This window comes from Flavobacterium sp. FlaQc-49, assembly GCF_044005985.1.
Classification (GTDB): Bacteria; Bacteroidota; Bacteroidia; order Flavobacteriales; family Flavobacteriaceae; genus Flavobacterium; species Flavobacterium cupriresistens.
Map to the genome: position 1 here is coordinate 55837 of NZ_JBIPCS010000015.1, position 13564 is coordinate 69400.

The 13564-nt window shown below is 34.0% G+C and carries 11 protein-coding genes; 6 read left to right on the plus strand and 5 right to left on the minus strand.

Annotated features, from left to right (window positions below; genetic code table 11):
• Nucleotides 1-57 precede the first annotated feature (57 nt).
• The 4 genes from ACHRV3_RS21125 (at nucleotide 58) to ACHRV3_RS21140 (ending at nucleotide 4496) form a co-directional block, all read left to right on the plus strand.
• Nucleotides 58-2808, plus strand: a complete 2751-nt coding sequence (locus tag ACHRV3_RS21125) for a hypothetical protein (RefSeq protein ID WP_395435535.1) — start codon at nucleotides 58-60, stop codon at nucleotides 2806-2808.
• Nucleotides 2809-2887: 79 nt separating this feature from the next.
• Complete coding sequence (locus tag ACHRV3_RS21130; RefSeq protein ID WP_395435536.1) at nucleotides 2888-3352, plus strand: hypothetical protein; 465 nt, start codon at nucleotides 2888-2890, stop codon at nucleotides 3350-3352.
• Between the two features lie 16 nt (nucleotides 3353-3368).
• The gene (locus ACHRV3_RS21135) at nucleotides 3369-3839 is read left to right on the plus strand and encodes a phage holin family protein (RefSeq protein ID WP_047778689.1); all 471 of its coding nucleotides are present in this window, start codon (nucleotides 3369-3371) and stop codon (nucleotides 3837-3839) included.
• Between the two features lie 255 nt (nucleotides 3840-4094).
• On the plus strand, nucleotides 4095-4496 hold the full coding sequence (locus ACHRV3_RS21140) for a hypothetical protein (protein WP_395435537.1): 402 nt from the start codon (nucleotides 4095-4097) through the stop codon (nucleotides 4494-4496).
• 324 nt (nucleotides 4497-4820) lie between these two features.
• Here the strand turns inward: ACHRV3_RS21140 and ACHRV3_RS21145 are convergent, their stop codons facing one another.
• The 5 genes from ACHRV3_RS21145 to ACHRV3_RS21165 all read right to left on the minus strand — a co-directional run bounded on the left by ACHRV3_RS21145 (nucleotide 4821) and on the right by ACHRV3_RS21165 (nucleotide 10914).
• Complete coding sequence (locus tag ACHRV3_RS21145) at nucleotides 4821-6107, minus strand: HlyD family secretion protein (RefSeq protein ID WP_395435538.1); 1287 nt, start codon at nucleotides 6105-6107, stop codon at nucleotides 4821-4823.
• Nucleotide 6108: 1 nt separating this feature from the next.
• The gene (locus tag ACHRV3_RS21150) at nucleotides 6109-8301 is read right to left on the minus strand and encodes a peptidase domain-containing ABC transporter (protein WP_395427793.1); all 2193 of its coding nucleotides are present in this window, start codon (nucleotides 8299-8301) and stop codon (nucleotides 6109-6111) included.
• Between the two features lies 1 nt (nucleotide 8302).
• Nucleotides 8303-9490 (minus strand): hypothetical protein, encoded by a 1188-nt coding sequence (locus ACHRV3_RS21155; RefSeq protein WP_395435539.1) that lies wholly within the window; start codon nucleotides 9488-9490, stop codon nucleotides 8303-8305.
• A 26-nt stretch (nucleotides 9491-9516) separates the two neighbouring features.
• The gene (locus ACHRV3_RS21160) at nucleotides 9517-10644 is read right to left on the minus strand and encodes a hypothetical protein (protein ID WP_395435540.1); all 1128 of its coding nucleotides are present in this window, start codon (nucleotides 10642-10644) and stop codon (nucleotides 9517-9519) included.
• Between the two features lie 144 nt (nucleotides 10645-10788).
• Nucleotides 10789-10914 (minus strand): hypothetical protein, encoded by a 126-nt coding sequence (locus ACHRV3_RS21165; RefSeq protein ID WP_255663417.1) that lies wholly within the window; start codon nucleotides 10912-10914, stop codon nucleotides 10789-10791.
• A 599-nt stretch (nucleotides 10915-11513) separates the two neighbouring features.
• Between ACHRV3_RS21165 and ACHRV3_RS21170 the strand changes: the two genes are divergently transcribed.
• Entirely contained in the window at nucleotides 11514-13118 is a 1605-nt protein-coding gene (locus tag ACHRV3_RS21170) for a helix-turn-helix domain-containing protein (RefSeq protein WP_395435541.1), read from the plus strand.
• Nucleotides 13119-13155: 37 nt separating this feature from the next.
• Entirely contained in the window at nucleotides 13156-13398 is a 243-nt protein-coding gene (locus ACHRV3_RS21175) for a hypothetical protein (protein ID WP_395435542.1), read from the plus strand.
• The last annotated feature ends 166 nt before the right edge of the window (nucleotides 13399-13564 follow it).

Genomic DNA, 13564 nt, shown 5'->3' on the forward strand with positions numbered 1-13564 from the left:
AGCATAGAGAAGTATGAACAAACTTAAAAAAACAACAGCCATTTAAATTAATAAAAAATGAAAAGAATAAATTTTAGTCATTCAGGAGGATTTCCACTCGAACAAGAAACTTTAGAAAGACTTCAGACCGCCTACAGGTCTGAATTATACGAAGCATTAAAAAGACATTTAAGTATTAAGACTCCTGCCACTATTGGAGAAGCCATAAATTATATTATAGCTCCCGCAACAATCGAGAAACAAGGCTTGGCAGTGATACACCAAATCGAAAAAAACGCTCAGGGAGAAGAAAAAATAGAAGGCATTTTGTATCCAATTGCAAAAGGAGCACAAGACAGCTGCTTAAAAACGACCCGAACAGGGACCAGTTTAGTATATGGTACAGGAACATTTCAAACCGCCTATTTTGATTACGAAGCCCAATACATCAGTCAAACCGACTATAACAATGCCGATAGAAGCGGTACAACTAATAATGATGCCTTAACGGTATATTATTATGAATTGGACGATTTCCAAATAGTTAAGGATATTGCTGCTATTGAAGCCATTCTGCAAAGATTACAGAATGAAATTGATGCGATAGAAAATGATATCGCTACTGTTGTTAAACCAAAAATTAGTGCCATAGAAAGCGATATTGCCAATGTCATTAAACCAAGAATTGGTGCAATAGAAAGTGACATCACCAATGTTGTTAAGCCAAAAATTAATGCAATAGAAAGCGATATCGCCAATTTCGTTAAACCAAAAATTAGTGCAATCGAAGGCGATATTGCTAATGTCGTTAAGCCAAGAATTACTGCAATCGAAGGTGATATTGCTAATGTCGTTAAGCCAGGGATCAACGAAAACACTAACCAAATTAATGTAATTAAAGATACCTACCTACCTCTTAACGGCTCAAAAGCCATGACAGGAAATTTGAATATGGCAGCTTATCATATCTCAAGATTAGATGTAAGTGAGAGTCCTGAAGCAAATGTAAGAGCCTACGATTTCAGACTAGGGTCACCGTTAAGAAGAGGATTAAAACACGGTGCCAATTATTTAGGAAGAGCCATAGTAGACAGTACCGAAAATGCAACAACCTCGAGCCTTACCCTAAATTATCAAGCAGATTGGGATCATACCCACATTGGAGGAAAAGTACATTTAAATAATACCTTGACCTCAGATGCCGATGGTGCCGTGTTGTTATTAGATGGACAAAATCAGATTATTAAAAGTAATAAGCTTCTCAGTTCTTTGATTAGTCGTCTGGATGTTTTAGAAGCAAGACCTGTGTCAACGGCAGTGCCTATTGGTATGATTGCCATTTGGGGGAAACCAGCGCCATTTCCTGAGGGATGGGAAGAGTATGAGCCCTTGAGTGGAAGGATGCCTGTAGGACTTTATAATCCTGATCCTCAAGAACGAGCTAAGCAATTTGCACAAAGAAGTTATTATGAGAATCTAACTTATTATTTTGAAAATGGGAATAGGATATGGCCGTTTGACTCCTTAGAAAACGTTGGAGGTCACGTAGCTAAAAGCATAGAAATCAACGAAATGCCTCCTCACACTCATGGTTTACCTACTGATGGTGGTGGCCGCAATGATATGCAAACCATAGTCAACTCGGGTAATGGAGATGAAGGGTTGTCTGAAACAAACAGAACAGGAGAAACCGGAAAAGGGTATCCTTTCCCTTTACAAAGTCCTTACAAAGTAGTTCATTTCATAGAATATACAGGTCGGCCAAGTGATAAAATAGCTCCCACAGCTCCAACTTTAACAGTGTCACTAGACGGCAGAAATGCATCGTTAAGTTGGAGTGCATCATCTGATGCTGTTGGTGTTACTAATTATCTAGTCTATAGAAATGGTGCCTTACTGGCTACAAAACTCAATACCGCTCTTTCTCATTATGACGCAGGGTTGCCTCCAGGCGTATCGTACACGTACCAGATTATTGCAAAAGACAAAGCAGGAAATTCTTCCGGCAGTAATAATGCTACCGTAGAAATTCCTGCCGCGATTCAGCTAGCGACACCAACATATTTAACGGTTGATTATAATCCTGCCGATAGTAAGATCCATATTGCATGGGAAGCTGGAAACAACAGTGGTCCAGTTCAATATGTGGTACATAGAGCAATAGATGGAGTTCCTAATAATTCAAGCGATTTCGCTCCAACGGATCAACTCTTTTATACCGATTACAGGTACTATGACGAAATAAAAATCCATAATTATAAAGTAAAAGCGGTTGATCAAAATGGAAACTCATCTAACTATACCGAACCATTTTCTATAATTATAATCCCGCCAGACCCCACTTGTTTTGACGTAGAATCTTTGGTAACTATGGCTTCCGGACAATCGAAAAAACTAAAAAATATTGTCGTTGGAGATAAACTACAAGGTTTTTCTTTTCCAAACGAAATTGATGAGGCTGCCGGAAATTTTATGTTATGGAAAGGAAAATTGAATGAAGCGGTAAAAACAGAAGTAACAGTCGTAAACAAAAGAACGAGTTTACAACCTAATTACTACGAAATTAAAACCGCAGATACGACCATTAAAGTTACCGCAGAACATCCTTTACTAATTACTCAAGACGGTGAAAACCTGCAATGGCTAAATACTAAAAATGTATTGCAAAATATGTCATTGATTGACAAAAACGGAAAAACAAAAGCTATCGAATCGATTCTTTTTAAAGAAGAAGCACTGGAAGTAGCTGTTCTGGATGTAGAAACTGTAGATAATTATGTTATTTCGGGAATTGTTGCTCATAATAAAAAAGATATACCAATGCAATAATAAGTTTAATGTACTCTTCTGGGGCACTTTGCCCCAAAAGAGTACTTACTTAAAATCATTCACCTTAAAAAGATTACCTATGAAAGTAGTAAAATTTATTTTTACCACTGCGGCATTACTGTGGCTACTGGTCACCATCCTGACCGTATTACCAATTGTTTTCTTACTACTGCCCGCCTCCTTTATTTCAAAAAAAAACTATACCGAATGGATCTTTTTTTCCACTGCCTTACTCTGTTCTTTAGGCTTTTACCCTATTTACACCCTGTATACTATATTAGACTGGAACGATTATTTAAGATTTTCAAAAAACCTTCGTTTACACCTTAACATTATGGGAAACAGGATCATCCGAACTGTAACAAATGACACTCTTGTCAGCCCTGCTCCTGTCCATCAATTTGATACTGTACAGGAAGTTCCAAATAATGATTTAAGAAAAAACGACAGTCATTCTACGCTGTCGATATTCGGAAAAAGAGTAACCAACTTACCGAATCTAATTGATTTTAATCCCTTCAAAAAACCTATCCCAACCGACTAATAAAACCACAATCCCGATGATACATAAAATTTCAGAATATTCAAACGAAATCAAATTATTGCTTTATGGCATTTTTGTTTACTTAGAAATGGATGTCGAAATTGTGAAAGTATTGTTTTACTTAATGGTATTAGATACTATTTTAGGCATTATCAAAACTATAGTGTTAGGAAATGCTTTTAGCTTTAAAAAACTGGCTTTAGGATTTGTATCCAAATTAGCCGTGCTGTTAATCCCAACTGCTTTGGCCTTGATGAGTAAAGGGCTAAATTATAACTTTAAATGGTTTGTAACCATTGTTATGGATTTGCTTATCGTAAGTGACGGCATTTCGATAATCAGTAATATTATTGCCATAAAGACAAAAAAAGAAGTAGAAAATTTCGACGCCATGACACTAATTCTCAAATCCATTAGAAATAGTTTGATACGGCTGTTTAAAAAACTTCTAATCACTATTGATCCTAAATTTCATACCGAAAAATAACACCATCAAAAAGTCTCTTTTACAGACGCCAAACCATAAAATAAGAAAACAAAAAAAGACCGGTCTGTTTTGCTCTTAACCACCTTTAAACAAAGGAAATAGAAACTAAAAAAAGAAGGATTTGTTCTCCTAAATCGCTGTTAATTTCGTTCTTCACAACAAAAAGAAAAAGTAACTTTACGAGTACTATTAACAACAAATTACCCCAAATTTAATTGTTTCCATTTTTTAAAATTCCAAAGAACAACATGACCAATGACGTTAAAATCAGTAACCAAAAATGCATCCAATTTATTAGAGCGGGTATTTAAAATTAAAAGAACAGGAAACAGCATCGACTTAAGTAATTCTTTCTACGTTGCAAACAAAGAAATTTCTCCGGTATCATTTGAAGCCGAAATTTACAAAATAACATTCCGTACAGAACAAAATGGAGAAGCAAAGACCTACGATCTTTTCCTGCCTTTCAACGAATTAATTTGTGAACATGAAATTGCTTTTTTAGAAGATTATTTAGGAATACTTCTTTCCGGAGATGGATCGCAATTTGAAATTCTGGAGTTCCAATCGGATTTCTCCATTCAATTCGATCAGGAAAACAGCTATTTTATAGCATCTGATGAGGTAAACAACGGTTTATTGCTTTTTAGAAAGTAAAACACTCAGATACAATTTTTTAACAAATTTATTTTGTAGAGATCACAAAGTAATTGTGAGTATCTTCAAAGAAAAAAAAGCAAAATATATCCCCTCGACGATTGAGAAATCAGAATATTGATCGTGATTTCTCCTTCGTCGAAATTAAAAGGATTGCGGTACAGCAATAAAGTCTAAAAGTTCCTTAAAGTTTTAAACTCAGCAGGTCAAATGTGGAATATAAAATGTAAAACTTGGAATTTGAGATTTGAGTTTCAAGTTTCAGGTTTCAGGTTTTGGAATTTGGAATTTGGAATTTCAAAAAATTGGAATTTTCCCTATTTTTTATCTTTCAAAAATATCCCTAAATTGGTACAGTAATCTTTCAATTAATCGCAGGTCTTCCGTTACTATATCTGCATTTCCCTGCATTTCCTGCTGAAAAGGAATTCCTTTTTTATAAGACGTTTCTAAGCCATTTGGCAATAAAACGTCAACTAATAAATTGCCTTCTTTATCCGGCGTTAAAGAAATTGCCTGGGTTTTACCTTTTAATATTCCGAATTCTCTATACGGAAAATTGGTAAGTTTGATGTTGACCTTCTGACCTACTTTTATTTTTCCGGAATTTAATGTCGGAGCTTTCACTTTTCCAATATAACCACTTTCGCGACTTGGAATAATGGCAAAAATCGTCACTCCAGCTTCGACCGGTTGATTTTCTGCCCAAATTTGTAAAAAACTGATTTTACCATTGATTGAAGATCTTAAAACATAATTTAATTCCCAGTCTTTTACAGCCTTTTTTAATTGGTAAAAGGCCTGAATTTTATTATTCTCCAGATTAATTAGTTCTTTGCTTTCGTTTATATGAGTTGTTTTACTGCTGCGATTTAATTCATTCAATGCCGATTTTAATTGCGAAATCGTACTCAGCAAACCTTTGTAACTTTTCTGGGCCTGTAAAAAAAGCAATCGTTGTCTCTCTACTTCCTGCGAAGAATAAATCCCTTTTTGAAATAAGGTTTCAAATCGATTTAATTCATTTTTCTGGAGCACCAATTCACTCTGATTAATTTCTTTTTGCCCTTCCAAAAGATTTAATCGTTCTTGAAGCTGAATTGCTTCGTAGTTTTGAGCCGTTCCTTCTACGCGATACGGCTGCAGTTTCGCATTTAACTGATCGGCCACACTTTCTTTTCTGAAGTTGGCAAAAGCACTTTCTACCTCTCCCAGTTGTGCGGAGTTTAATTTCTCAAATGGAAATGCACTCTTGTTTATATTTATTGTATCCAAAATATTCTTCAAGATAAATACGTCTTGGTATTTAGCCGAATTTTCGAGTATCGCCAGTGGCCTATTTTGCTTGACTAGTGTTTTGTCTTTTACTAAAATAGCCTCAATCCTACCTGAGGTTTTAACAACCAATTTCTGTGGTGGTGTATTGGTCGTTATCACAATTTGCGAAACTATAATATCCGGGTATTTTACAAACCAGGAGATTAAAAACAGGATCACTATAAATACCAATAATATTGTATTGCCCCATTTCTGAATGGTTTTGGGAGGGTCAGATAAAATATCTCTTACTTCCTCACTGTATATTTTCAGGTCATCATTTAGTTCTTCCATCTTAATTTCCTAATTCTAATTGATTCTTAACCAGAGCGTAATATTTGCCTTTTAATTTAGTCAGGTCCTCATGATTGCCTTGCTCAACAATTTCACCATTTTCAAGAACAATGATATTATCCGCATTTTTTACCGTGCTTAATCGATGCGCCACAATTATGGCTGTTTTTCCATGAATAAAATTCCCCAGATTTTCCATAATTACCTTTTCATTATTAGCATCGAGAGCACTTGTAGCTTCATCAAAAAACAAATAAAAAGGATCTTTGTAAACGGCTCTGGCGATCATAATACGTTGTTCTTGTCCACCGCTTAAACGGATTCCCGAAGTTCCCAGTTCGGTATTGTATTTATTGGGCAATCTTTCGATAAAATCTTCAATATTGGCTACAAATGCCGCATTATTTAATTTATCTCTATCAATGAATTCATTCTGTTCCGATTCAGAAATATTGCCGGCGATAGTATCGTTAAACATAAAAGTATCCTGCATAACGGCTCCGCAGTTTAAGCGCCAAAAATCATTGTGAATGTCATTCAAATTGATAGCCCCGATATTGATACTTCCCTTTGTAGGATTGTAAAACTTCAATAACAATTTCATTAAGGTCGTTTTACCACTTCCGCTGGCACCCACTATCGCAGTAGTTTTGCCTTCGGGAATTGTACAGGTAATATTTTTTAAAATTAAAGGAGACGCTTTTCCGCCGTAACGAAAAGACAGTTCTTTTAAATTAATAGACTTATCGTTTGGTAATTCTTTTGCCTTATGCGCAGAAACAAGGTCTTCGTCCTCTTTAAGATGCACTTGTGACAAACGTTCCAAACTAATTTTTGCATCTTGCCAGGATTGAATAAAAAGCACAAAATTACTCAAAGGCAGGTTAAGCTGCCCCACTATAAACTGTATGGAGGTCATCATACCCAGGGTTAGATTGCCATCTACAACCGCTTTGGCAGAAAGAAATGTAATGATAAGATTTTTAAATTCATTGATAAAATTAGCGCCAATAGTTTGGTATTGGGCCAATTTTAAAGTGCTCAAAGAAGTCTTAAACAAACTGATCTGGTTAAACTCCCATCTCCAGCGATTTTTTCGCTGTGAATTATTTATTTTGATTTCCTTAACCCCATTAATAATTTGAATTAATGACGTTTGATTTTGTGATAACTGATCAAATCTTTTAAAATCCAGCTCTGCTCTTTTTTTCAAAAAGAAAAAGGTCCAACCTACATAAAGCACCGCACCGATTATAAATACAAAAAAGATAGTCCAATCGTAGTACGCCAGAATGATATTGAATATTACAAAGGTTACCATCGAAAAAACCATATTCAAACTCGACGAAGATATAAAGTTCTGAATACGGGTATGGTCTGTAATTCTTTGTAAATGTTCTCCCGCATTTCGGGTTTCAAAATAATTTACCGGTAATTTCAGCATTTTATATAAAAAATCTGAAATCATTTTTATATTAAATCGGCTGGTGATATGGATCAGAATCCATTCTCTGAAAACCGTAACCAAAGTTTGCGACAAAATCAGCACAAACTGCGAAATCAGAATTAAATAAATAAAAGGAATATCCTGATTATTAACCCCGACATCGACTATAGACTGCATCAGAAAAGGCAAAATAAACTGAATGACTGTTGCAACCAGTAAGCCAATAAATATCTGATAAATTAGTTTTTTATACGGCCTGAAATAAGGATACAGAAATGAAAATCCCTGCAACGTTTCTTTATGTTCTTCCTGGTCATTAAAGTTGGTATTGGGTTCGAGAATTAATACAAAGCCGGTTCCGTCTGTAGTATCGGTCCAGGCTTTTTTGAAATCTTCGTGTGAATAAACCAATAACCCCATGGCCGGATCGGCAACCCAGACTTTTGTTTTAGAAGTTTTGTATACCACAACAAAATGCTTTTGTCTCCACGGTACAATAAAGGGTGTAGGAGCTTCATTTATCAAACTTTCCAACGAAATACGCATGCCAAGTGTTCGCATTTCTATCGCTTCTGCGGCCTCGACAATACCAGCCATAGTAACCCCAATTTTGGTTATACCGGCTTTATCTCTTAAAAATTCTCTTGAAAACGTCTTACCGTAGTGCTTGGCAATCATTCTTAAACAAGTCGGACCACAATCTCTGTAGTCCAATTGTTTAAAATAGTGGAAGTTTTTTTTAATCATTTTATACTTTACTTTCTGTAATCAGCTCCCAAACTTTAGCATTAAAATTAGTTTTGTTGATCCCTGTCAACTTTTCTAAAACGATAAAATAATTATCACTGCCTCCTTTTTTATTTTTTCCACAACATAAAAATTCAACAACAGCAGAAAATCCTTTTTCTTTCTCGATTTTCTTAACTAATAAAGCATTGACCACATAATCTGCCATTAAGTGTTTTTCCTGACTCTCTCCAAAATTAAGTTGAGGTGTTTCGTACAAGGCTAAAGTCAGCCAGTCAGTTTTCGGGTTTGAAGCTACTTTTTCTTTAAATGTTTTTAAGATATCTCCCCATGATATTCCCCAGCTTCCGCCGTAAAGATAAGCGCACCCCTCATCGACCGGCTTGTTTATTAGTGTTCTTGAATAAGCAAAACGAGCTCTTTCGTGCCATAAATCATGCGGATCAAAACTGCTAAAGCTTTCATCATCATTACCACTTACAATTAATAAAGTGTTGTTTTCGTTTGCTGTAAAATTCGTTGAACTTTTGCCATTGTAATCTAATTTATAATCCACTCCAATATTGTGCAGGATATCCGGAAAATCTTTGCAGCCGTACCACTCAATTTGTGCATTGGTTGTATTGAGTTTTTTATCCAAAAGCACTACCGTTTTTACATATTCAGAAGCGACTTTGTTATCTAAAGTATTTTTAAAATGAAAAGTACAATTCCCTATTTTTTTAGTTTTCCACGAGCTTGTATTTCGCTTTAGCGGAGATGAAAAATAGAATTTAGTATCTTTTTGTTTTGCGATAAATTCAAAACTGGCTGCCAAAACAGGGATATTTTCGTTTACTCCCATATACGAAAACTGAACTAAAAAATTATCTTTATCCAGTTGTACTATGTTTGTTAAATACCCTTTATAGAAATTATCGTCCTTAGTTTTAGCATTTCGCTCTATTTTTTTTATTTCATCCAATAACAAAGAGGTTTCCAACAAATCTTCTTTCTCTACAAAGACGTTTTCTTTATTTGGATTCTCTTTTAATGCCAGAAAATCATTTAAAGATTTAACCAGTCTATTCGATACAATTGTGTCCTTAGGCAAATTGACATTTGCCGACAGCGTTATGGATTTTGTCTGACCAAAATTAGAGATGGTAAACGATAGTAGTAAAGTCAGAAGAAATATTTTTAATCCCATTGTAATTGTTATTAGTATTGTTGTCGTTAAAATTCAAAAAAACTTTCTTTTTCCTTTTTATAAAATGCCTCAATTGGATTTAGTTTGCAAAAATCCTCATATCTGAAATCCAGATCGCGATTACTTAAATCAAAAAAGGTTGCCAATTTTTTATATTTTTCTAAAATAGTGTGACATCTCGTATCGTATTCCGCGTAGAGCTCTTTTCCTTTTTCGGTAAAAACTACATCAAAATCCAGAAGTTCAAGACCGGTTCTAAATCTGAAGATCTGATCGGTAAACCTGCCTAACAGTTCGTGTTTTTCCCTTCCTGAAAAAACATTCTGAGACACCAATAAATCAAAACATTCTACTCTTTTTGTCACGGTATATAATCCGTGAAATGCTCCGTAAATATCTCTGTAATCCCATTCTTGATTGGTATACTCCCGCATACTTAAATTGCTTACATCAATTTTAAAAAAATCTTTTTTATTTTGTAATACATAATAAAAAAAATTGTGCGATCCCTGATGTATCAATTCTTCAATGTAGTAGATGAGGTTGTTTTTCCCCAAGACATAAAAATACAGCGCGCCAAGCGTTTCAACAGTGGCAAAATTTAAGATTTTCGGATTGTCATGCAAATAGATTTTTTTGTTCGAAAAAACCAATTGCTCGTAAAATTCCGGAAGATTCTTTTTTATAATTTCAATAGCTTCAAATAACTCTTCGTAATTTTCTTTCCAAACCGAACTATATTCCGGATTATGATTTAAAATATGTCCTTTATAATATTCCCTGAAAAAACGTTTTTGTGTCGGGTGTATTTCTTTTAATATTTCAAAATCACCAATCTTTAATATAGGCTCATGTAATTCTTCTTTATCTTTCAGGAAATAGCCGACATTTGGAATGTATGCAATATCATTATGATAAGAATGTTTGATTTTTAATTCTTTTTTATCTATAAAATAACCTTGTATTACCTCTTCTAAAAGTTCATTTGAAAAGGTGTACTCTCTTTTAGAACTGAAATAGGAAAATAACAGGGGCTCTAAAAAAATATCATCATCATCAAAATTTACATTTTCCAATAGAGCAGGCGCTTCTTTGTAGATAAGTAACTTAATGGTATTGACAAGCTCTGTTTTAGCAGTAGTGACATTATCCATAATAATATAGAATTTAAAAATATTTAAAATTTAAAAAATGTCCGTAAAGAACCTTTACTAAAAATGTAAATGTTAATTACGGACAAATCTATAAGTACATTACTATTGATGCCACATTGCTGTTGCATCAATTAATAGAACTAATTACTCAGCTGCTACAACTTTTACATCGTGACAAGCTTCTTGAACTCCGCCTGAGATAGTTTCCAATAATTCTTGTGAAGCTACTGCTTCTGCTCTATTTTTTAAAGCGTCTAAACTTAATTTCATAATTTTTTGTTTTAAATAGGGTACATTAAAAGTTCGGCATATAAACCGTGCCATCGGTTTGCTTGCAAGCGCTTTATTTAAATACGTTCTTCCTCAATTGGCCTTTTGCAGAATACCAGTATTCAAATTCTTTTTCAACCTTTTATGATCTGAATGGTTATTTCCATCATAAACATCAGGAAAGTTTCTTTCTTAGAAATGGAATATTAAGTACGATTTACACCTAGGAAGATCAATCGCATTTGTAGGCTTTTTTTATTCTAAAAATTTCATTTTCCTGAAGTCAAAACTAGATAAAACATAATATTGTTCGCAAATGAACGCTATCGGAATTCAGGAATCCTGACACGAAATTCTTGAATTCCGATAAAAAAAATACACAATTACGTAAAAATCAATTGATTACATATTTCATAAAAAATTCTTTTTGTAGGTCGAATTTTACGCATATACCTTACTTTTATGAAAAATTATACTGCATGACCCGATCTGAATTTAGACAAACTTTACTTTTATTATTCTTTTGTACCACTTTACTGGCACAAACACCTAAAAAAAATCTTATAAAACTTTCTTATACAGAGTTAAAAGAGCTTTATATGAATAATGAACAAGACAAAAAGCTGCAATTGGACTGTGCCAATGCCTATTTGAGTAAAGCCAATAAGGATGGAGTTGCGATCGAAAAAGCACGTGGTTTGTACTTACTCGGATTGTTAAAACAAGGAAATGAAGCCATCAAACTCTTTGACAGCGTTATCTATCTTTCAAAAAATCTAAATGATAATAAGTTTCCTGCTTTTGCCTATTACAAAAAAGGCTATCAGTTTAAGAATAAATTTCAGTACAAAGAGGCTATAGACAACTTTTTAATAGCCGAGCGAATTGCCAAAAGCAACAATATCGATTTTTTCTATAAGGTTAAATTTTCCATCGCTCTTCTAAGATCTGAAGAATTAGGTGAAATAAACGAAGCACTTGTAGGCTATAAAGAATGTTTTAACTATTACAAAAAAAAGGATATTAGCCTGCCTATAAATTATTATCCCTATCAGAATGCTGTATTCGCATTGGCTGATGCCTATAAAGCACTTAATCAGACCGATTCTACCACTTATTACAACAAAATAGGGTACAATGAGTCTAAATCACCTAAATACGTGGAGTACAATGCCCTTTTTATTTTGAATGAAGGGGCCAATATGACGCTAAAGAAAAACTACAAAGCCGCTTTAGACAGTATCAATAAGGCATTACCTAAGCTTATACTTTGCAAAAACACAGACAATGTTTTGGCCTCCTACTTCTATCTGGGTCAGACTTATGATGGTTTAGGCAATAAAAAAGAGGCCGTTAAGAATTTTATAAAAGTAGATTCCATTTATAACCTTACTAGAACAATTGCACCGGAATTTAAAAGCGCTTATCCCTATTTAATTGCCTACTATAAAAACAATGGAGATAAGACCAATCAATTAAAGTATTTAACCCGATACATGCATATTGACAGTGTTTTACAAGCGAACTATAAAGAGCTCACCAAAAAACTGCGTGTTGAATACGATACGCCAAATTTAATTTTAGAAAAAGAAACCTTAATCCAATCGCTCGAAAAAGAGAAGACACAATCCAATTGGGGCATAGTAATATCCTCGATTTTAGTGGTTCTGGCTGTAGGATTTGGCTACTATCAATACCAATCAAAAAAGAAACATCGCGCCCGATTTGAAAAACTGATGCAAAAAGTGCCTGATACCATCGAGACAATAGCGCCTAAAACAGAGCATCAGGACAACATAAATCCCGAAAAAGCAAATACTATCGGAATAAATGAAGAATTAGTGGGTCAGATTTTAGAAAAACTGGAGAAATTTGAAAGAGAAAAACGTTTTTTAGAGTCCAATATCACACTTCAGTCCCTATCCGATGCCTTTGATACCAATAACCGATATGTATCCAAAATTGTAAACTTGTACAAACAAAAAAGTTTTATACAGTATATAAATGATTTAAGAATTGAACATGCTGTAACGTTTTTAAAGGAAGATAAAAAATTAAGAAAATACACCATTCAGGCACTTGCCCTCGAATTTGGATTCAATAATGCGGAATCATTTTCTATCGCTTTTTACAAGAAAACAGGCATAAAACCGACTTACTTTATGAAACAAATTGAAGAGACATTGAAAAACAAAACCGCTTAATAGTCAATCAATTAAACCACTCCAAATATCGGAATTCATGAATTACGATAAATCAAAAACAGATTTTAATTATTATTCCTTAACTACAAATATATTTGCGATTCAAACAAACAAATCAACAAATAAAAGAAACATGAAAAAGATTAAGAAAGAAAACAAAAAATTTGATTTAGACAAAATGGAAGTGGCCAAATTGAAAAATTTACGTGTAATTGTTGGCGGTAATGTAGCACCCTCAAATCCAACTCATACGGTCGACACTGATGCACGAACTTTCTAAAAAAAACATTCCAACCGTTTGTGAAATCTATTATTAGTTTTATTTTTTTGCCTTCTTTTTTGTTACTCCCTGTAAATCCGTAAAAGATACTCAGGCCGATATAAATCACGAGGATTTGCAGGAACAACTTTGGGTCTACTCAAAGAAAATTGCAAACCATGGCATA